At 70.9% G+C, this 20,440-nt stretch carries 18 protein-coding genes and 1 pseudogene; 12 read left to right on the forward strand and 7 right to left on the reverse strand.

Annotated features, from left to right (window positions below; genetic code table 11):
• Positions 1-7 precede the first annotated feature (7 nt).
• On the forward strand, positions 8-985 hold the full coding sequence (locus OH735_RS23505; RefSeq protein ID WP_406383495.1) for a DeoR/GlpR family DNA-binding transcription regulator: 978 nt from the start codon (positions 8-10) through the stop codon (positions 983-985).
• A gap of 99 nt (positions 986-1,084) precedes the next feature.
• Here OH735_RS23505 and OH735_RS23510 read toward each other — a convergent pair whose 3' ends face one another.
• Positions 1,085-1,684, reverse strand: a complete 600-nt coding sequence (locus OH735_RS23510) for a TetR family transcriptional regulator (RefSeq protein ID WP_406383496.1) — start codon at positions 1,682-1,684, stop codon at positions 1,085-1,087.
• A 209-nt stretch (positions 1,685-1,893) separates the two neighbouring features.
• A complete protein-coding gene (locus OH735_RS23515) occupies positions 1,894-3,648 on the reverse strand; it encodes an acetyl/propionyl/methylcrotonyl-CoA carboxylase subunit alpha (protein ID WP_406383498.1) in 1,755 nt (584 codons plus the stop codon).
• 420 nt (positions 3,649-4,068) lie between these two features.
• Between OH735_RS23515 and OH735_RS23520 the strand changes: the two genes are divergently transcribed.
• A complete protein-coding gene (locus OH735_RS23520) occupies positions 4,069-4,536 on the forward strand; it encodes a hypothetical protein (RefSeq protein WP_406383499.1) in 468 nt (155 codons plus the stop codon).
• A 106-nt stretch (positions 4,537-4,642) separates the two neighbouring features.
• Here OH735_RS23520 and OH735_RS23525 read toward each other — a convergent pair whose 3' ends face one another.
• The 4 genes from OH735_RS23525 to OH735_RS23540 form a co-directional block, all read right to left on the reverse strand.
• Positions 4,643-5,254, reverse strand: a complete 612-nt coding sequence (locus OH735_RS23525; RefSeq protein WP_406383500.1) for a nucleoside triphosphate pyrophosphatase — start codon at positions 5,252-5,254, stop codon at positions 4,643-4,645.
• A 73-nt stretch (positions 5,255-5,327) separates the two neighbouring features.
• A complete protein-coding gene (gene mmpB / locus OH735_RS23530) occupies positions 5,328-5,456 on the reverse strand; it encodes a morphogenic membrane protein MmpB (protein ID WP_406383501.1) in 129 nt (42 codons plus the stop codon).
• Positions 5,457-5,609: 153 nt separating this feature from the next.
• Positions 5,610-5,825 carry an acyl-CoA carboxylase epsilon subunit gene (locus OH735_RS23535; protein WP_406383502.1) on the reverse strand — a complete coding sequence of 72 codons (216 nt, stop codon included), beginning with the start codon at positions 5,823-5,825 and terminating at the stop codon, positions 5,610-5,612.
• A 14-nt stretch (positions 5,826-5,839) separates the two neighbouring features.
• On the reverse strand, positions 5,840-7,423 hold the full coding sequence (locus tag OH735_RS23540) for an acyl-CoA carboxylase subunit beta (RefSeq protein WP_406383503.1): 1,584 nt from the start codon (positions 7,421-7,423) through the stop codon (positions 5,840-5,842).
• A 155-nt stretch (positions 7,424-7,578) separates the two neighbouring features.
• Here OH735_RS23540 and OH735_RS23545 point away from each other — a divergent pair, with 155 nt between their 5' ends.
• The 6 genes and pseudogenes from OH735_RS23545 to OH735_RS23570 all read left to right on the forward strand — a co-directional run.
• Entirely contained in the window at positions 7,579-8,484 is a 906-nt protein-coding gene (locus OH735_RS23545; RefSeq protein WP_406383504.1) for a biotin--[acetyl-CoA-carboxylase] ligase, read from the forward strand.
• 188 nt (positions 8,485-8,672) lie between these two features.
• On the forward strand, positions 8,673-9,845 hold the full coding sequence (locus OH735_RS23550) for an adenylate/guanylate cyclase domain-containing protein (protein WP_406383505.1): 1,173 nt from the start codon (positions 8,673-8,675) through the stop codon (positions 9,843-9,845).
• A gap of 99 nt (positions 9,846-9,944) precedes the next feature.
• Positions 9,945-10,757: an enoyl-CoA hydratase/isomerase family protein gene (locus OH735_RS23555; RefSeq protein WP_406383507.1), complete on the forward strand. Its 813-nt coding sequence runs from the start codon at positions 9,945-9,947 to the stop codon at positions 10,755-10,757.
• Between the two features lie 85 nt (positions 10,758-10,842).
• Complete coding sequence (locus OH735_RS23560) at positions 10,843-12,006, forward strand: diguanylate cyclase domain-containing protein (protein WP_406383508.1); 1,164 nt, start codon at positions 10,843-10,845, stop codon at positions 12,004-12,006.
• A 47-nt stretch (positions 12,007-12,053) separates the two neighbouring features.
• Positions 12,054-13,667, forward strand: coding sequence for a histidine ammonia-lyase (gene hutH / locus OH735_RS23565; RefSeq protein ID WP_406383509.1), 1,614 nt, complete (start codon positions 12,054-12,056; stop codon positions 13,665-13,667).
• An 82-nt stretch (positions 13,668-13,749) separates the two neighbouring features.
• Positions 13,750-14,025: pseudogene (locus OH735_RS23570) on the forward strand (hypothetical protein); the annotation flags it as partial.
• A gap of 466 nt (positions 14,026-14,491) precedes the next feature.
• On the opposite strand, the gene OH735_RS23575 reads toward OH735_RS23570, so the two are convergent.
• Entirely contained in the window at positions 14,492-15,253 is a 762-nt protein-coding gene (locus OH735_RS23575) for a 4'-phosphopantetheinyl transferase family protein (protein WP_406383510.1), read from the reverse strand.
• Between the two features lie 530 nt (positions 15,254-15,783).
• Here OH735_RS23575 and OH735_RS23580 point away from each other — a divergent pair.
• The 4 genes from OH735_RS23580 to OH735_RS23595 all read left to right on the forward strand — a co-directional run bounded on the left by OH735_RS23580 (position 15,784) and on the right by OH735_RS23595 (position 20,427).
• On the forward strand, positions 15,784-16,698 hold the full coding sequence (locus OH735_RS23580; protein ID WP_406383511.1) for a LuxR family transcriptional regulator: 915 nt from the start codon (positions 15,784-15,786) through the stop codon (positions 16,696-16,698).
• Positions 16,695-17,672, forward strand: coding sequence for a transcriptional regulator (locus OH735_RS23585; protein ID WP_406383512.1), 978 nt, complete (start codon positions 16,695-16,697; stop codon positions 17,670-17,672). The genes OH735_RS23580 and OH735_RS23585 overlap by 4 nt, the downstream gene beginning before the upstream one ends.
• Before the next feature lie 271 nt (positions 17,673-17,943).
• Positions 17,944-19,860, forward strand: a complete 1,917-nt coding sequence (locus OH735_RS23590) for a thioesterase domain-containing protein (RefSeq protein ID WP_406383513.1) — start codon at positions 17,944-17,946, stop codon at positions 19,858-19,860.
• Between the two features lie 306 nt (positions 19,861-20,166).
• On the forward strand, positions 20,167-20,427 hold the full coding sequence (locus OH735_RS23595; protein ID WP_406383514.1) for an acyl carrier protein: 261 nt from the start codon (positions 20,167-20,169) through the stop codon (positions 20,425-20,427).
• Positions 20,428-20,440: the final 13 nt, after the last annotated feature.

The following is a 20,440-nucleotide window of genomic DNA, read 5'->3' on the forward strand; positions in this document are numbered from 1 at the left end:
CAGTTTCGTGTTCGCTGCAGAACGTCGTCAGTTGATCCTCGAAATGGTGCGCGCCAACGGGGCGGTATCGCTCCGTGAGCTCGCCCGCGTCGTCCAGACCTCCGAAGTGACCGTACGGCGGGACGTGCGGGCGCTGGAGGCAGAAGGACTCCTCGACCGCCGGCACGGCGGTGCGGTTTTGCCGGGCGGTTTTACGCGGGAGTCCGGCTTTCCGCAGAAATCCCATCTCGCCACCGCGGAGAAGACGGCCATCGCCGACCTGGCCGCGGGTCTCGTCGAAGAGGGCGAGGCCATCGTCGTCGGTGCCGGTACGACCACGCAGGAGCTGGCCCGCCGGCTCGCGCGGGTACCCGGCCTGACCGTCGTCACCAACTCACTGCTGGTCGCCCAGGCGTTGGCCCATGCCAACCGGGTGGAAGTGGTGATGACGGGCGGCACCTTGCGCGGCTCCAACTACGCCCTCGTGGGCAGCGGTGCCGAGCAGTCGCTCCAGGGGCTGCGGGTCTCGCGCGCGTTCCTCTCCGGGAGCGGGCTCACCGCGGAACGCGGCCTGTCCACGTCCAACATGCTTTCGGCGAGCGTGGACCGGGCCCTGGTGCAGGCGGCGGCGGAGGTGGTGGTCCTGGCGGACCACACCAAGCTCGGCTCCGACACCATGTTCCAGACGGTGCCGACGGATCTGATCACCCGCCTCGTGACGGACGAACCGCCCGGCCACGACGACCGCGCCGCCACCGAACTCCAGGCCTTGGCGGACCAGGGCGTGCAGATCGCGGTGGCCGGCGCGGGCAGCGGCCCCGCCCCGGCGGAGCCCCTCCCGCCGGGCCGCCAGCCCCGCCGCGACATGCCGCTCCCCGGCCAGCGCCGTACGCGCGGTGGCCCCGGAGGTCCGGGGCCGCAGCAACTACGGAGCGCGGCGGCGCTGGCGGAACAGGGGCAGGGGCCGGGGGACCGGGCGAGGGTGGCGGATCTACGGCGCAGGTGAGGGGCGCGGGGGGTTTTCTTCTCCTCGCCCCTTCGCTTCCCGTGACCGGGGGCGCTGCCCCCAGGCCCCTGCTTCTTGATCGCCGGAGGGTTTGATTTCTCAACCCCTCTCCGCGTTCGGCCCCTTCAGCCCCTGCAAGGTCAGCATCAGTAGCCGCCCCGCCAACTCCGGGTCGTCCGGCGACTGCTCGGCGGCCAGCGCGATCGCGTTCGTCAGCTGCATCAGGTCGTCGATGGACACATCCGCCCGCACGGCCCCGCTCGCCTGCGCCCGCGCCAGCAGCACCGAACCCGCCTCGCGCAGCGGCACATTGCACCGCGACAGCGCCGAAGTCTCGTCCCGAGACGTCGACATGAGCGCCTGGGCGAGCCCGCGGTACTCACCCGCATGGGTGATGATCGCGCCCAGCCACTCCACCAGCCCCGCACACGGCTGCTCCGCCCCCGCGAGCTCACGGGAACGGTCGATCAAGGACGCCAGTGCCTCCTGGAAGACGGCGCTCATCAGCGCGTGCCGGTTCGGGAAGTGCCGGTACAGCGTGCCGATCCCCACGCCCGCACGTCGCGCGATGTCCTCCAGGGACGCGTCCGTGCCGTGTTCCGCGAACGCGGTACGGGCCTCACCCAGCAGCCGGTCGTAATTGCGGCGCGCATCGGCGCGCATGGGCCGGGCCGACGTCCGTGCCGTGCTCATCGACATTGCGCAGTCCTCCCTTTTTTCCGCCCCGGGGTCCAGGATGCCATTGCGCATACGGAGGCGATCTCCGCATCCCGCGCCGAGCCGTTGTGCCGCTCGCGCCGCTCGTCCGGTGGTGATGGCGGCGGCCCTGCGAGCGGGGTGACGAACGGGGCCCCTGCGGAGTCGTGCGACTCCGCAGGGGCCCCGGTGGAACGTCGGGTACCGCTCGATCAGTCCTTGATCTCGCAGATCACGGCGCCGGAGGAGACCGAGCTGCCGACCTCGGCGACCAGTCCCTTGACGGTGCCCGCGCGGTGCGCGTTCAGCGGCTGCTCCATCTTCATGGCCTCCAGGACGACGACGAGGTCGCCCTCCTGGACCTGCTGGCCCTCTTCGACGGCGATCTTGACGATGGTGCCCTGCATCGGGGAGGCGAGGGTGTCGCCGGAGACCGCGGAGCCGGTCTTCTTCGCCGCGCGGCGCTTGGGCTTGGCGCCCGCCGCGAGGCCGGTACGGGCCAGGCTCATGCCCAGCGACGAGGGCAGCGAGACCTCAAGACGCTTGCCGCCGACCTCGACGACCACGGTCTCGCGACCGGTCTCCTCCTCCGCCTCCACGTCGGCGGCGGCGGTGAAGGGCTTGATGTCGTTGACGAACTCGGTCTCGATCCACCGGGTGTGGATCCGGAACGGGTCGCTGGTGAACGCCGGGTCGGCGACGACCGCGCGGTGGAACGGGATGGCGGTGGCCATGCCCTCGACGTTGAACTCGGCCAGCGCGCGCGCCGCCCGCTGCAGCGCCTGCTCACGCGTCGCACCGGTCACGATGAGCTTCGCCAGCAGCGAGTCCCAGGCGGGGCCGATGACGGAACCGGACTCCACACCCGCATCGAGCCGGACACCGGGGCCGGTCGGCGGGGAGAAGACGGTCACCGAGCCGGGAGCGGGCAGGAAGCCGCGGCCCGGGTCCTCGCCGTTGATCCGGAACTCGAAGGAGTGCCCGCGCACGGCCGGGTCGTCGTAGCCGAGCTTCTCGCCGTCGGCGATGCGGAACATCTCGCGGACCAGGTCGAGGCCGGTGACCTCCTCGGTGACCGGGTGCTCGACCTGGAGGCGGGTGTTGACCTCCAGGAACGAAATGGTGCCGTCCGTGCCGACGAGGAACTCCACGGTGCCCGCACCGACGTAACCGGCCTCCTTGAGGATGGCCTTCGACGCCGCGTACAGCTCCGCGTTCTGCGCCTCGGACAGGAACGGCGCGGGGGCCTCCTCCACCAGCTTCTGGTGGCGGCGCTGGAGCGAGCAGTCACGGGTGGAGACGACGACGACGTTGCCGTGCTGGTCGGCCAGGCACTGCGTCTCGACGTGGCGCGGCTTGTCGAGGTAGCGCTCCACGAAGCACTCGCCGCGGCCGAACGCCGCGACGGCCTCGCGGACCGCGGAGTCGTACAGCTCCGGGATCTCCTCCAGCGTGCGCGCCACCTTCAGCCCGCGGCCGCCGCCACCGAACGCGGCCTTGATCGCGATCGGCAGCCCGTGCTGCTTCGCGAACTCCACGACCTCGGCCGAGCCCTCGACCGGGTCGGGCGTACCGGCCACCAGCGGGGCACCGGCGCGCTGCGCGATGTGCCGGGCGGCGACCTTGTCGCCGAGGTCCCGGATCGCCTGCGGCGGCGGGCCGATCCACGTCAGGTCCGCGTCGAGGACGGCCTGGGCGAAATCGGCGTTCTCCGACAGGAAGCCGTAGCCCGGGTGGATCGCGTCCGCCCCGGAGTCCTTGGCTGCCTGGAGCACCTTGGCCATGTCCAGGTAGCTGGCGGCCGGGGTGTCACCGCCCAGGGCGAATGCCTCGTCGGCCGCGCGTACATGCAGAGCGTCGCGGTCCGGGTCTGCGTAGACGGCCACGCTCCCGATCCCGGCATCCCGGCATGCCCGAGCAACACGGACAGCAATTTCGCCACGGTTGGCGATGAGCACCTTGCGCACGATGGCTCCCTCCTTGAAACAAGCTGAGTTTAGGGACTACCGACACGGCCCTACGACCCGTCCCCAATGGTGAGCTTGCCCACACGGAGTGTGATTCGAGGCTTGCTCAAGTCGCGAAATCCCTTGTGGCACCACGGTACGCCGGGATCCATGACCGCACAGTAGCCACGAGGTGTGGTCCAGGTCTCTGTTCGTGCAAGCAGCCACGCCGGGTGTTTCTTTGTTGAGTCTCCACTAACGGGCGAACGATTCTTTGCCCGACGCACGAGAGCCGCGCCCACCAGGGCGCAGGGAAGGCGCGCCGGGGCGCGTCGGGGCGCGTCGGTGGTGCGGGGCGGAGTAAAGGGCGCCCGAACCCTTGTCCCGGGCGTTACCGATTAGTAGGGTCCGCGCTATCGCACGTACTGCAGGTAACAGGGGGTGAGCACCGTGGTGCGCAGGCCGGTGGCGTTCGTGGCCGCGATCGTGCTGTCCGTGGAGGCCGTGGGCATCGTGCTCATCAACGGCATCCTGGCGACGGTCGTCAAGAACCAGGAGATGTCACTGGCCGGGCTGGAATCCGACGCCATGTCCAGCGGTACCTGGGTGATGGGCGGCGTCTTCGGCCTGTATCTGCTGCTGTGCGGGCTGGTCCTCCTGCTGACCGGCGTCCGCGACCGGGCCCCCGGCCGGATCGGCCGCATCGCCCTCATCACCTGCGCCGTGGTGCACGGGGTGCTGGGCGCGCTGACGGTGGGACTGGTCGGCTGGGCGGCGTTCGGATTCATGATGGTGGTGCTCGGGCTGATCGTGCTGACGCTGGTGGCGTACGGGCCCCGCCCCGGGCCCGGACCCGAGGCCGTCCGGTCCGCGGACGACGCCGCGCCGAACGCTCCGGCCCCGATCTGACCCGTACGGCCCCACCGGTCTGTACGGCCCCACCGGTCTGTACGGCCCCACCGGTCTGTACGGCCCCACCGGTCTGTACGGCCCCACCGGTCCGTACGGCCCCCGCTCAGACCCAGAGCTCGGTGACGGAGATCCCCAGCTCGCCCAGCAGCCTGCGCAGCAGCGGCAGCGAGAGCCCGATGACGTTGCCGTGGTCGCCCTCGATGGAGTCGACGAACGGCGCGGACCGGCCGTCCAGCGTGAAGGCGCCCGCGACGTGCAGCGGCTCGCCCGAGGCCACGTAGGCGGCGACCTCCGCGTCCGTCGGTTCGCCGAAGCGGACGGTCGTGGAGGCGGTCGCCGAGGCCGTGCGTCCGGTCGCGGTGTCGATGACGCTGTGGCCGGTCCGCAGCACCCCGGCCCGGCCGCGCATGGACTTCCAGCGGGCGATGGCCTCCTCGCCGTCGGCCGGCTTGCCGAGCGCCTCGCCGTCGAGTTCGAGCACCGAGTCGCAGCCGATGACCAGGGCACCCGCCGCCTCCGGCCGGCCGGCCACCGCGGCGGCCTTGGCCTCGGCGAGGGCGAGCGCCAGCTCGGCCGGCGTCGGGGCGTCGAGCGCGTCCTCGTCCACCCCGCTGACGATCACCTCGGGCGCGAATCCGGCCTGCCGCAGAAGACCGAGACGGGCGGGGGACGCGGAGGCGAGCACGAGACGGCGCTGATCAGTCATACGCGCCATCGTAGAAGGCCGTCGTGGCAGGCAGGGGCGCAGCCGCTGTTCCGGTGCCACTCACCGCGCCTCGAGCGCGAACTCACCGCGTCCCGAGCACGAACATCGCGACCACCATCGCGAGCGCCAGCACCAGCCCCGCGCGCCGCATCATGTCCTGGACGTCGCGCAGTTCCTTCGGCGGCTTGTTCTCGGGGTCGGACCACAGCATGGGTCCGATCCTGCTGCTCAGGCGTGAGGCCGCGCCTGAGTACGGGTACTCAGGCGCCCTGGTGCGTACGGACCAGAATCGCGCCCGTACGCGCCAAAGGCCCCGGCCCGTACGGACCAGGACCTCCAGGAACGCGTGCGAACCCTCCCGCGACTACCCGGGCCAGTACGTCCGCGCCCAGGCGCGCGGCCCCGGCAGGTGGCGCTCACGCCGGGCGATGCGCCCCGGGTCGGACCACTGACCGGGCAGCGCCGACGTGAGGGACGGTGCGCCCGACGACACCGCGGACGTCGCCGCGCGCGCCCGGACCACCGCCAGTGCGGCAGCCAGCTCCTCCGGGGTCGGGTTGCCCCGTACGACCTTGATCATGGCCAGGACCCTTTCTAGAGGGGGATGTTGCCGTGCTTCTTCGGGGGCAGCGATTCCCGCTTCGTACGCAGCTGGCGCAGCCCCTTCACGATGTGCGCGCGGGTGTCGGACGGCATGATCACCGCGTCGACGTAGCCGCGTTCGGCCGCGACGTACGGGTTGAGCAGCGCGTCCTCGTAGTCGGCGATCAGCGCGGCGCGGGTGGCGTCCTGGTCCTCGGCGGCGGCGATGGCGCGGCGGTGCAGGATGTTCACCGCGCCCTGCGCGCCCATGACGGCGATCTGCGCGGTCGGCCAGGCCACGTTGATGTCGGCGCCCAGGTGCTTGGAGCCCATCACGTCGTACGCGCCGCCGAACGCCTTGCGGGTGATCACCGTGATCAGCGGGACGGTCGCCTCCGCGTAGGCGTAGATCAGCTTGGCGCCGCGGCGGATGATGCCGCCGTACTCCTGGTCGACGCCGGGCAGGAAGCCGGGAACGTCGACGAAGGTCAGCACGGGTACGTTGAACGCGTCGCAGGTGCGGACGAACCGGGCCGCCTTCTCGCTCGCGTTGATGTCCAGGCAGCCCGCGAACTGCATCGGCTGGTTGGCGACGATGCCGACCGGATAGCCCTCCACGCGCCCGAAGCCGGTGAGGATGTTCGGCGCGAACAGAGCCTGCGTCTCCAGGAATTCGCCGTCGTCCAGCACGTGCTCGATGGCGGTGTGCATGTCGTACGGCTGGTTCGCCGAGTCCGGGATGAGGGTGTCGAGCTCGCGGTCCTCGTCCGTGGTGGTGAGGTCCGCCTCCTCCGGGAAGGCCGGCGCCTCGGAGAGGTTGTTCGAAGGGAGGTACGACAGCAGCGACTTGACGTACTCGATGGCGTCCTTCTCGTCGCCCGCCATGTGATGCGCCACGCCGGACGTGGTGTTGTGGGTGCGGGCGCCGCCGAGCTGCTCGAAGCCGACGTCCTCACCCGTGACGGTCTTGATGACGTCGGGGCCCGTGATGAACATGTGCGACGTCTGGTCGACCATGACCGTGAAGTCGGTGATCGCGGGGGAGTAGACCGCGCCGCCCGCGCACGGTCCGACGATCAGTGAGATCTGCGGGACGACGCCCGAGGCGTGCACGTTGCGGCGGAAGATCTCGGCGAACAGACCGAGCGCGGCAACGCCTTCCTGGATGCGTGCGCCGCCGCCGTCGTTGATGCCGATGACCGGGCAGCCGGTCTTCAGCGCGAAGTCCATCACCTTGACGATCTTCTCACCGTAGACCTCGCCGAGCGAGCCGCCGAAGATGGTGAAGTCCTGCGAGTAGACGCAGACGGGGCGGCCGTCGACCGTGCCGTAGCCGGTGACGACGCCGTCTCCGTAGGGGCGGTTCTTCTCGATGCCGAAGCTCGTGGAACGGTGTCGGGCGAACTCGTCGAGCTCCACGAAGGAACCCTGGTCGAGCAGCAGGTCGATCCGCTCGCGGGCGGTCAACTTGCCTTTCGCATGCTGCTTCTCGACTGCGCGTTCGGAGCCCGCGTGCGTCGCTTCGTCGATGCGGCGCTGCAGGTCGGCGATCTTGCCCGCGGTGGTGTGGATGTCGATCTCTTCCGGCTCGGACATCGGGTGGCGGCTCCCTGCCTGGTCACGGGGACGACTGTGCGGCTGATCAGCTGCTGAACACCCACTGATCAGGTACTGAACACCTACTGATCCGTAGCGTATCGGCGTCGATTCGGTTCGGCAGTGCGTCGTTTACCACACCTAGTCTGGCTTGCATGACACCTTCGGATGCGCCTCACAGCCGCTGGTCGGACCTGGACCGGCCGCCCCTGAACGTCCCCGCGCTGCGCCGCGGGCTGCTGCGGCCGGGCGGACTGTGGACCTCGCTCGACGTCGTGGAGACCACCGGGTCCACCAACTCCGACCTCGCCCGGCGAGCTGCGCAGGGGCTCGCCGAGGGCGCCGTGCTGATCGCCGAGGAGCAGACAGCCGGCCGCGGCCGGCTGGACCGGACCTGGACGGCTCCGGCCCGTTCCGGCCTGTTCTTCTCCGTCTTCCTGGCACCGGGCGACATCCCCGTGCGGCAGTGGAGCTGGCTGCCCCTCCTCGCCGGCGTCGCGACGGCCACGGGCCTGGCGCGCGCGGCGGGCGTCGACACGGCGCTGAAGTGGCCCAACGATCTGCTGGTCACCATCCCCAGGGACTCCGACAAGCTCCGTCCAGGGGAGACCCGACTGGGCGAGGAACGCAAGGCGGGCGGCATCCTGGCCGAGCGCGCCGGGGACGGCGTCGTCGTGGGCATCGGCCTCAATGTCTCCCTGCGCGCCGACGAACTCCCCGTCCCGACGGCCGGCTCGCTGGCCCTGGCCGGTGCGGTCTCCACCGACCGGGAGACGCTGCTGCGCGGCGTACTGCGCTCGCTGGAGCACTGGTACGTCCAGTGGCGCGCGGCGGACGGCGACGCGGCGGCCAGCGGCCTGCAGGAGGCGTACGCGGCTGGCTGCGCGACCCTGGGCCGGGCGGTACGGGCCCAGCTCCCCGGCAACCGCACGCTCACCGGCGAGGCCGTGGCGATCGACAGCGACGGCCGCCTGATCCTGTCCACCGACGACGGTCTCCAGGAACCCGTGTCCGCGGGCGACATCGTGCACCTGCGCGGGCTCGGCGGCGGCCTGACGTGACACGTGCGAGGGCATGGGACCGTGCCTTCCCGGCCCCCCCACCAGCCGTAACCGTCCATGCCCCGGCTCACCCGGGAACATTCCGGGACGCCCTGGGGACGTGAGCCACGGCACACCTGCCGTATCGTTGAGGCGATCCACCGACAGATCGGCAGGGCAGTGCGCAGGGAACGGGCAGGAGGCGGCTGGTGACCGTCGACGACACGACCTCCGGCGCGGGCGCGGAGCCACCGTCGCAACCCTCGGGCCACCCGACACCGCATCACGATGTCGACCACACGGCGGAACCGACCGACGATCCCCTCGCGATCCGGCTCGAACAGCTGATCCTGGGTGCCGACCGCCGCTACACACCGTTCCAGGCGGCCCGTACCGCCGGCGTCTCGATGGACCTGGCGTCCCGGTTCTGGCGGGCCATGGGCTTCGCCGACATCGGGCAGGCCAGGGCGCTCACCGAGGCCGACGTGCTGGCGCTGCGCCGGCTCGCCGGTCTCGTCGAGGCGGGGCTGCTCAGCGAGCCGATGGCGATCCAGGTCGCCCGGTCCACCGGGCAGACCACCGCCCGGCTGGCGGAGTGGCAGATCGACTCCTTCCTGGAAGGGCTGACCGAGCCGCCCGAGCCCGGAATGACCCGCACCGAGGTCACGTACCCGCTGGTCGAGCTGCTCCTCCCGGAGCTGGAGGAGTTCCTGGTGTACGTGTGGCGGCGCCAGCTCGCCGCCGCCACCGGCCGGGTCGTGCAGGCCGCCGACGACGAGGAGATGGTCGACCGGCGCCTCGCCGTCGGCTTCGCCGACCTCGTCGGGTTCACCCGGCTGACCCGGCGGCTGGAGGAGGAGGAGCTCGGCGAACTGGTCGAGGCGTTCGAGACCACCTGCGCCGACCTGGTCGCCGCCCACGGCGGCCGGCTCATCAAGACCCTCGGCGACGAGGTCCTCTTCGCCGCCGACGACGCGGGCACCGCGGCCGAGATCGCGCTGCGCCTGATCGAGGCGATGACCCAGGACGAGACCATGCCCGCGCTGCGCGTCGGCATCGCGTTCGGCACGGTCACCACCCGAATGGGCGATGTCTTCGGTACGACGGTGAACCTGGCCAGCCGGCTGACCTCGATAGCGCCGAAGGACGCCGTGCTGGTGGACGGCGCGTTCGCACAGGAGCTGATCCGCACCGGCGACGCCCCGGCGTCCGAGGCGCAGGCGGCGGAGGAGGCCGCGATCGCGGAGAAGGAACGCCAGGACGGCGTGGAGCCGGTGTCCATGCCCACGTACCGCTACGGGCTGCAGCCGATGTGGCAGCGCCCGGTGCGCGGCCTCGGCGTCGTCGAGCCCTGGCTGCTGGCGCGCCGGGGCACGTCCTGAGCCCGCCCGGGACCCACCGCTCGCCACTCGCCCCGGACCGCTGTCCGGGGCGCCCCATAGGATCCCTCCGGTAACGATCGTTAACCGGAGGGTGCAGTCATGACCGTCACGTCCGAGCAGCGGTTCGGTGAATTCGTCGTCGTACGGGTCCACGAAGGGCAGGAACACGTCACCGAGCTGGTCCTCGACCGGCCGAAGGCGATGAACGCGGTGTCCACGGACATGGCCCGCTCGATCGCCGCCGCCTGTGCCGCGCTCGCCGCCGACCCGGGCGTACGGGTCACCGTCCTCACATCGAGCCATGAGCGGGCCTTCTGCGTGGGCGCGGACCTGAAGGAGCGGAACTCCTTCACCGACGCCGACCTGTTGCGCCAGCGCCCCACCGCCCGCGCCGCCTACACCGGCGTGCTCGAACTGCCGATGCCGACGATCGCGGCCGTGCACGGCTTCGCGCTCGGCGGTGGATTCGAGCTGGCCCTGTCCTGCGATCTGATCGTCGCCGACCGCACGGCCGTGGTGGGCCTGCCCGAGGTGTCCGTCGGCGTCATCCCGGGCGGCGGCGGTACGCAGTTGCTGCCGCGGCGGATCGGTGCGGCGCGCGCCGCCGAGCTGGTCTTCACGGCCCGGCGCGTGGCGGCGGCCGAGGCGCACGAGGCGGGACTGGTCGACGAACTGGTGGAGGCGGGACGGGACCGGGAGGCCGCGCTGGCGCTCGCGGGCCGGATCGCCGCCAACTCCCCGGTGGGACTGCGGGCCGCCAAGCGGGCGCTGCGGCTCGGTCACGGCCTCGATCTGCGGGCCGGTCTCGAAGTCGAGGACGCCGCCTGGCGGTCGGTGGCCTTCTCCGGCGACCGGGCCGAGGGCGTGGCCGCGTTCAATGAGAAGAGGAAGCCGAACTGGCCCGGCGAATGACGTTGAGTGTTCAACGGGACACGCAGTGAACACTCTCGACATCCCAAACTGATCAAATCACTGCAGATCTACATAAACTGTAGCGATGGGTGGTGATGATGCGCGCCTGCGGGCCGTGGTTTCGCTTGCGCAGACGATGGCGGCGGCACACACCCCGCGGGGGTCGTGGCGAGCGGCCGCGCTGGGGGCGTGCGAGGCGTTGGGCGGCAGCTTCGCCGCGCTCTCCGTGTGGGAGCGCGGGCCCGGGCGGCTGCGCGTGCTGGTGAACGCGGGCGAACGGGCCGAAGGGGAGGAGGAGTTCCCCGAGGAGGAGACGTACCCGGTGCACCAGTTCCCGGAGATCACCGAGTTCCTGCACGAACGGTGGGCCGGCGGCGGCGAACCGGACGCCTGGGTGGAGAGGGCCGACGGCCCGGTGGACGGGATGCCGGGCGCCGGGGTGCGCGGGTACGGCCGCGGGTACGGCCGGCAGCGGGTGGCCGCCCTGCGCCGGCGCGGGCGCGGCTGCTGCGTGGTCGCGCCGATCGTGCTGCACGGGCGGGCCTGGGGCGAGCTGTATGTGGCCCGCCCGGTGGGAGAGCCGGTGTTCGGGCGCCAGGACGCGGACTTCGCGACCGTGCTGGCCGCGGTCGTCGCCGCCGGGATCTCCCAGACCGAACGGCTCGAGGAGGTCCGCAAGCTCGCCTTCACCGATCCGCTCACCGGGCTGGCCAACCGCCGCTCCGTCGATGTGCGGCTCGACGAGGCGGTGGAGCGGCACCGGACGGACGGTGCGGTGGTCAGCCTGGTCGTCTGCGACCTCAACGGTCTGAAGCGGGTCAACGACACGCACGGCCATGCGGTCGGCGACCGTCTGCTGGAACGTTTCGGCTCGGTGCTGTCCCGTTGCGGCGCCATGCTGCCCGGTGCGCTCGCGGCCCGGCTCGGCGGCGACGAGTTCTGTCTGCTCGCGGTCGGCCCGGAGTCGGACGACGTGATCCGGGTGGCGACCGAACTCTGCGACCGGGCAGCCGAGTTGGAGCTCGGTGACGGGGTGGCGTGCGGGATCGCGTCGACCGGCGATCCGATCGGCCCGGTGGTGTCCGCGCGGCGGCTGTTCCGGCTGGCGGACGCGGCCCAGTACCGGGCGAAGGCGGCCCGCTCCACGGAGCCGGTGGTGGCGGGGCGCGACAGCGAGGTGGTCCGGCTGGCCGACGCGCCGCCCAGGTCCCCGCACGACCGCCGTCACCTGCGCGGCAGCCGCCCCTGACCGCGTGACCGGACCGGGGCGGGACCGGCCGTACGGCCTATGGCGACATGGCGGGATTCGTCCGTAGGCTTCTGCATGTGGATACGCACACCGTCGTGGTGGGGACGTCCGGTACGACCGCCCGGGACGTCATCGCCGTGGCCCGGGGCAACGCCCGCGTCGAGCTCTCCGCGGCCGCCGTGGGCGAGCTCGCCGCCGCCCGCGAGATCGTGGACGCGCTCGCCGCCGGGCCCGAGCCGGTCTACGGCGTCTCCACCGGCTTCGGCGCGCTGGCCGCCCGGTACATCGGCCAGGACCTCCGCGGCCGGCTCCAGCGCAACATCGTCCGCTCGCACGCGGCGGGCATGGGCCCGCGGGTCGAGCGCGAGGTCGTCCGCGCGCTGATGTTCCTGCGGCTGAAGACGGCAGCCTCCGGGCACACCGGTGTACGGCCCGAGGTCGCACGGACCATGGCCGACGTCCTCAACGCGGGCATCACCCCCGTCGTCCACGAGTACGGCTCGCTCGGCTGCTCCGGCGACCTGGCCCCGCTCGCCCACTGCGCGCTGACGCTGATCGGCGAGGGCGACGCGGAGGGCCCCGACGGCACCGTGCGCCCCGCGGGCGAACTGCTCGCCGCCCACGGCATCACCCCGGTCGAACTGCGCGAGAAGGAGGGCCTCGCCCTCCTCAACGGCACCGACGGCATGCTCGGGATGCTCCTCCTGGCCCTCGCCGACCTGAGGAACCTCTACACCTGCGCCGACATCACCGCCGCCCTCTCCCTGGAGGCGCTGCTCGGCACGGACAAGGTGCTCGCCCCGGAACTGCACGCCCTCCGCCCGCACCCGGGCCAGGGCGTCAGCGCCGACAACATGCTGCGGGTCCTCGCCGGATCCGGTCTCACGGGTCACCATCAGGACACCGCGCCCCGCGTGCAGGACGCCTACTCCGTGCGCTGCGCGCCCCAGGTCAACGGCGCCGGACGCGACACCCTCGACCACGCCGCGACCGTCGCGGACCGCGAACTCGCCGCCGCCGTCGACAATCCCGTCGTGCTGCGGGAGGGCACCTCCTCGGGCGGAGCCGGGAGCGGGGGAGGCCGGGTCGAGTCCAACGGCAACTTCCACGGCGCCCCCCTCGCCTACGTACTCGACTTCCTGGCGATCGTCGCCGCCGACCTCGGCTCGATCACCGAGCGCCGCACCGACCGGCTGCTGGACAAGAACCGTTCGCACGGGCTGCCGCCGTTCCTCGCCGAGGACCCCGGTGTGGACTCGGGCCTGATGCTCGCCCAGTACACCCAGGCAGCCCTGGTCGGCGAGATGAAGCGGCTCGCGGTCCCGGCCTCGGCCGACTCGATCCCGTCCTCCGCGATGCAGGAGGACCACGTCTCCATGGGCTGGTCGGCGGCGCGCAAGCTCCGTACCGCCGTCGACAGCCTCGCCCGGATCATCGCCGTCGAGTTGTACGCGGCGACCCGCGCCATCGAACTGCGCGCCGCCCAGGGCCTCACCCCCGCGCCCGCCTCGCGGGCCGCCGTCCAGGCGCTGCGCGCGGCGGGCGTCCAGGGGCCGGGACCGGACCGCTTCCTGGCACCGGACCTGGCCGCGGCGGACGCGTTCGTACGGGCGGGCGGGCTGGTCGCGGCGGTCGAGCCGGTGACCGGACCGCTGCTCTAGGTGTTCCGTCCGTGGAGGTTGGTGACGGGGTTCACGGTTGAGTGATCTTGAAATGGGTGAGGGCCTTCTGGCCTGGTGCGGATTGCGACATCTTCACCGGCGACCGGAAGGCCTCACGCCTCACTGTGATGCACCCCTGACTGAGACCGGTCGCCTGCGCCTGGCCCGCTGCGTGGTCGAGGAGGGCTGAGCGCGGCGGCGGGCTGCCGAGCGCTTCCAGGTCTCGCCCACAACGGCCCGGCGTCGGGCGGACCGCACCGCCCTGCTCACCACCGGGGAGGCCGCGCGTCGCCCGGCAGGAGGCGCTGGAGACGGCGCGGCGCGAGCCCGTACGTCACCGGGGCATCTCACGGACCGCCGCCACAGCTGCGCGGAGTCGTTCGGTAACAGCGTTGGCGTCTGTAACTTCCAGTCACAATTGGTGAGTTCACGAAACGGTCCGGAGTGCGGCCGGTGATGGGGAACTCGTGTCACTGCGACGGAAGTGTCCTGCCGGTCCCATGTCCGACGGAAGGCGACCGGGGAGACATCGCGAATCGCTGTCACGGTCCCCGGGCCCGCGTGGTTCCGGTGGATTTCCCTGCCCGTCCACGGTTTCCCGGCGATTCGGCAACATGCGGGAAGGCGGTCAATCGACCGCCGGGGGCGATGCGTGGAAGCCTCGGATCGGACTGCGAGAAGCGCCAGGTTGTTACTCCTGGGTATTCAGGCTTTATGCGATCTTGTTCAAAATTGAACAGAATGCCGAGGTGGAACCGGGCGGTGAATTGATTCGGTGCACGCCTTTTTGGCACGCGTGTCGAAGTGACTTCTCCGGGGCGGGTTCAATTTCCGGGGTGGGCGCGCAGTCGGACCGGGCCGGCTGTCCCGGCGGGGAGGGCCACGGAGGCTGTCCAAGGTGTCGGTATCGGCAGGTCGGTGACAGACCACGCTTGGGGCGTTCCGGGCACCCCGGCGGCGACCGTGATGGTGCCGGCAGTGGCTGGATGCGTCTCCACCCGGTCCAGCGGAACCGTGATGCCGACGCCGACCGCCTTGAGTGCGGCCTCCTTACGGGTCCAGCAGCGCAGGAACGCCTGGCGCAGCGCATCCCCGGTGAGCCCGTCCAGTTGCTTCACCTCGGACGGCGTGAGGGTGGTCGGCGCGAGCTCGTCCACGCGGATGTCCCGTGCCCGTTCGACATCGACGCCGACCGGCGCACCGGCCACGGCGAGCATGCCGCAGCCTGAGGTGTGGGAGATGCTGATCCAGCACATGACCTGCGGGTTCAGTATCGTCGGCGGGCCGTGCTCCGGATCCCCGCAGCCCGGACACGGCCTGCGACCCAGGTGGATCCGCTCCGGCGGCGCGCCCAGCAGACCGGCCAGGATGCGGCGCACCGACGCCCGGTTGCCGACGAATTCCGCGGCCCCGGCCGGGGAGCGGATGCGTCCCAGACGCCGCAATTCGGAGTCGTCCAGGAGGGCCAGGTCCGCGGTCAGGACAGTCGTTGCGCCCCGCCACCACCACACGGTCGCCCCGTCCGCTGCGCCCCGGATGCCCGGGAGCTCAGCGGCTTGTTCTGTGCTGATCTGAGGCACGGTCATATGCCGAGACGTTAGGTCGGCCGCCCCGGCCGCCCCGGCCGGCCGGCGACCGATGACAGCTAGTGGACAGCGACACGCCGCGAACATTGCTCGCTGTCATCGGGTGAGTGTGATCCGTGTCCGGGTGGAGGTCGGCCCCGGGGGGTTGCAGGGGAGTGCTGCAACTTGCTGACACCCGGCCGGTGGTTCGGGAGGGGTGGTCGGCGAGGTCCACTACAGAGAACGGACTTTATCGGGGTCGTGTCTGCTGCCCGGCGTTGACTTGGTTCGCGACCAGCCCATAATGTCGGGAGTTCAGAGTCAGGTGGCTTGACCTCTCACGGTCGGGCGCGCCGCGTCGTGAATTTATTTCCCGGCAGGTGAATAGACAATGAATTCACGGTGGTTAAGAAAAAGATATTGCGTTGTGAATCCCCCTGGGGGGGTTGGGGTTGAGGGAATGTGATTCCTGATGTCGAAGTCATTGACTTCATCCTCAACGGGGGGTGAGTATTTCTTTCGCTGAACATTACGGGGAAATGGTCGGTGCAATGAAGACTTCCACGTCTAGAACTTATGGCGAACACCTGATTCCGGTCGCGATCGGAACAGTTTCGGGGGGTATGGCAGCGGCCCGGCCGGGCCGCTGCCCGGCCAATACCGCCGAAGGCAACAACAGCATGGAAAGCGCGTTGCTTCAGGCCCGTGCGCTGATCGAATCGACGATGTCTCTCCACCGGACCAGGCCGGCACACGAAGCCCTTGTCATGCGTGCAGAAGATGCCGACGTCGGCGAAACAGCCGCCCGTCTTATCGGGTTGGCACGGCACTCCGTCTCCGCGTCACTGTTCGCCGACGGGAACGTCTCTGCCGTGTTCGAGGCGCTCGCCGCCCACGCGACCCCCTCCCGGGAGCGTACCGAGCGGAGCGGGGCCGGCGCCCGGGGCGGTCCGACCGTCCGACTGCTGTGCACGCCGCAGGCGGTGAGCAACGGCACGCCGAGCGCCGCCGACTTCCGGGGCACCCGGTGCGAGATTCGGGTTGCCGAGGGCGAGTTGCGCGGGATGCTGATCGTCGACAGCCGAGTCGCCCTCATACTGGCCTGTCCGGAGAGGGCGGGGCACGCCGCGGTCGTCAAGGACACGGCGTCGGCGCGCGCCCTGGACCTGCTTTTCGCCGGATCGTGGGCCAACGCCCGGTCACTCGCCGAGCACCAGCGCATGAGCGCGCGGCTGCGGACGGAGTCTGCGCGGCGCATCCTGGAACGGCTGCGTGAGGGCCGCACCGATGACGTGGCGGCGCGCGAACTTCAGGTGTCGCTGCGCACGTACCGCCGTCATGTCGCGGAGATCATGCGCGAGCTCGGGGCCAACTCCCGTTTCCAGGCCGGGGTCCGAGCCGTGGAGATGGGCCTGCTGCCCCAGCGCACCGACGCTCCCCTGCTGCAGAGAATCACGACGTCGTGACCGATCCCTATCCTGTCGGACGGCTCCGTCCCGACCCCGCCAAAGACGCCGGGCATCGCAACGAACAGCCCGCGGACGACCTGGAGCAGACGCTCATGGAGGTCCGCCGGCTGATCGAGGCGACCGTCGTCAAGCACCGCGACCGAGTCGTGCGGGACTCCCTGATCACCACCGTCACCGCCGACTGCGGCGAGTTGGAATCGGTCGCCCTGCGACTCGTGTCCGAGGCCGAGCGGACCATCGACATCGTGCTGGCCGACTCGGAGCACGTCGAGGCGATCCGCTCCGTGTACTGGGAGCTGGCGCCCTGCCGGAAGGACATCGAACTTCGACTCCTGTGCACCCAGGCGATGCTCGACGACGGCGTGGTCCAACTCCACATGCTGGAGGGCCTTCCGTACGAGGTGCGGGTGGCCAGGGTACCGATGCTTCAGGCGATGATCGTCGATGGGGCGGCTGCTCTCGTGACCTCGCAGTCGGTCATCGGACGGCGGGCCTCGGTGATCCGCGCCACGACCGTGACCCGCACACTGGGCACCCTCTTCGACGGGCTCTGGCGCCACGCGGTCCCGGTCGAGGAACGGATCGACTTCGGTGACCGCGTCCGAGCGGACGCGGCCCGGCAGATTCTGAACTGCCTGCAGGTCGGCATCACCGACGAGGCCGCCGCGCGCGAGCTCTCCGTCTCGGTGCGCACCTACCGCCGGTACGTCGCGGAGATCATGGCGCTCCTGGGGGCGAGTTCCCGCTTCCAGGCGGGGGTTCGCGCAGCCGAGCTCGGGTTACTTCCCAAGGGAAGGCAGACTGCCGCTCACGCACCCACCGGGCTGCGCAAGGGGGGAATCGGTCTGCCGGCCCAGCGTAGTTCGCGACGGCAGGACGTACCGGCCCGGGAATCCGTGCGGGAGGCGAGCGACACCGACGGCACGCCGTGCCCACGCAACGGCCCGTCCGGCACTGGCAGCTTCCTGTAGCCCTCGTTGCACCCGGTCGGTGGCGCCGGATACACATGGACGACACGAGCGGCGTCCGCGTCAAATGGACGTCCGAACGCTCCGAACCCCAAGAACTCCGACGGCCGTTGTCTTTTCTGTGCCGCCGGTGACCCGGTATGCGGCGCAGCGTTGGGGACCTCACTCCCCGGGCCCGCGGCGAACCGGCGAGCGGGGGTCCCGTCACCCGAACCTCACCCCGCCGGGTGCGGGCCCCGTTTCTGCCCATGTGTCGCGTGGAAGGTGTGGACAGTTGAACCCGACGCCGATCGGTCTGGTGTTCCCCGGGCAGGGGACGCAACGCCAAGGCATGGGCGATCCATGGCGGGACACAGCCGCATGGAGCCTGGTCGACGAAATCTCCCGGCACTGCGGCGAGGACATCGAGGAACTGCTGCTGCGCACCCCCACCGACGAGCTGCGCCGGACCGATCTTGCGCAGCTCTCGGTCTTCGCGGTGGCTGTGATGGCCCACGCGGAGGCCGTCCGGAGCGGGGCGCTGGACGGCGCCGTGGCGTGCGCGGGGCACAGCCTGGGGGAGTACGCAGCACTGGCGGCTGCCGGAGTGCTCACGCTGCCGGACGCCGTCACCCTGGTGGCGGACCGGGGGCGGGCCATGCGTGACGCCGCGGAACGCCGCCCGGGCACCATGGGCGTGCTCGTCGGGGCCGGACTCCGGGAGGTCGAGAGACTGGCCGCCGGGGTGCGGGCCGAGGGCCTCGACGTCTGGGTGGCCAACGTCAACGCCCCCGGCCAGGTCGTGCTCTCCGGCTCCGAGGACGGTGTCGGGAGGGCGGCGGAACTGGCTCCGGGCATCGCGGCCAAACTGATCCGCCTGTCGGTGGGCGGTGCCTTCCACAGCCCCTTCATGGCGCCCGCGGCCGAGCGTCTGGCCCGGACCCTGCAGGATGTGACGTTCGCCCCCGGGCACCTCGCGGTCGTTGCCAACGTGGACGCCGAGCCGCATTCCGGCGACGGGAACTGGCCGGAGCTGGCCGTGCGGCAGCTGGTGTCCCCGGTGCGTTGGGAGGAGAGCGTGCGGACCCTGACCGGACGGCTCGGTTGCCGGCGGCTGGTCGAGCTGGGACCCGGGCGCGTACTGACGGGCCTGATCCGCCGGATCGCTCCCGATGTCGAGGTGACCGCCGTGGACAGCCCCGCCGCTCTGGACCGACGTACCCCGACTAAGACCGACCGGCAGATGGGGGGCGGCGTCGCGGGGCCGGGCACGCGCATCTGCGGCGTTGTCGTCAATCACCAACGCTCCTTCCCCAAGCTCTCGGCTTCGCTCGAGCAGGGGAGACCCCATCTGCCTCAATCCTCCGCCTTGCAGCTGCACGCACCCAGCCCCGCTCCTTCTCCCGCCCCCCATTTGCCGGTCGGTCTAAGAAGACCGGTAGCCATGAACACCCTGAGCGACAACACCCGCAGCGGCCAGATGTGGTTCCGGCGGTACGCCCCGCCTGCCGCGCCGCGCATGCGACTCCTGTGCCTGCCGCACGCCGGCGGCTCCGCGAGCTTCTACCACTCCTGGGGAAACGCCTTCGGCGACGACGTCGAGGTTCTGGTCGCCCGGTATCCCGGACGCCAGGAGCGGATCGCCGAGCCCTGCTTGGAGACCATGGAGGAACTGGCCGACGCGGTGACCGCCGCCGTCCTGCCCCACCTGGACGTACCGCTGGCCGTCTTCGGCCACAGCATGGGGGCCTCGCTCGCCTACGAGGTGACGGTCCGTCTGGAACGGGAGCACGGCTTCGGCCCGAGCGTGCTCCTCGTCTCCTGCCAGCGGCCGCCCCACGGGCAGCGGCCGCGGATCGCGCATCTGGGCGGTGAGGAGTCCGTCCTCGCCGAGGTCCGCAGGCTCGGCGGCACCGACGCCGCACTGCTGGAGGACCCCGACCTCCGGAAACTCGTGATGCCTGCGCTCCAGGCCGACTTCGCCATTGTCGGGCGGTACGCCGAGCAAGGCCCCCGGCCCGCTGTGCCCGTGCGCTGCCCGGTCATCGGTTACGTCGGGGACCACGATCCCAACGTGACCGCGCAGGAGATGAGCGCCTGGTCCGGAGTCGCTCCGAAGGGCTTCGAACTGCGGGTGCTGCGGGGCGACCACTTCTACCTGGTGCCGCGGAGGGACGAGCTCGTCGCCGACCTGACATCCCGTCTGCGCTGAATCCGGACCCTGCCCGGCCCGGTGCCGGGCCGCCTCGGGCGTCCCCGTCCGTGCGGGCTGCGGCGGTCCCGCGTTCCGGCCCCGCGTCGCCTGCCGGCTGTGCGAGCCGCGGCCGCCGAACGATGCCGGCGTCGAGCGGTGAGGGGGCCGAACCATGCCGTACTCCGGCTGTTTCCGCTGCCCGCAGAAAGTCTGCAGCCTTACTTGGCAGCTTTTTGCAATGCGTCTTGCCGGAGTCGATAGTCGTGTCTTAGAAATCTTATGGAAGTTACTGGAATTGCCGCAGAGGCAATTCGCGAAAGGGGTATGGGCGTGGCTGCTGAAACGCGTGAAGAGCGTCTTGTCGTCATCAAGGAAATCGTCTGCGACATTCTTGAGATCGAGGAGGACGAAGTCTCGGAAACCAGCCTTTTCAAAGAGGACCACAACGCCGACTCGCTTCGCGCGATCGAGATCCTCGCGGCCCTGGAGAAGGAGTTCGGCGTGGTCATCAACCAGGCCGAACTGCCGCGGATGGTGAACCTCACGGGCGTGTACGAGGTCGTTTCGGAGCCGGCCGGCTGGTGATCCGGCCGCAGAG

The sequence above is a fragment of the Streptomyces sp. NBC_01618 genome (genome assembly GCF_045209435.1).
Lineage (GTDB): Bacteria > Actinomycetota > Actinomycetes > Streptomycetales > Streptomycetaceae > Streptomyces.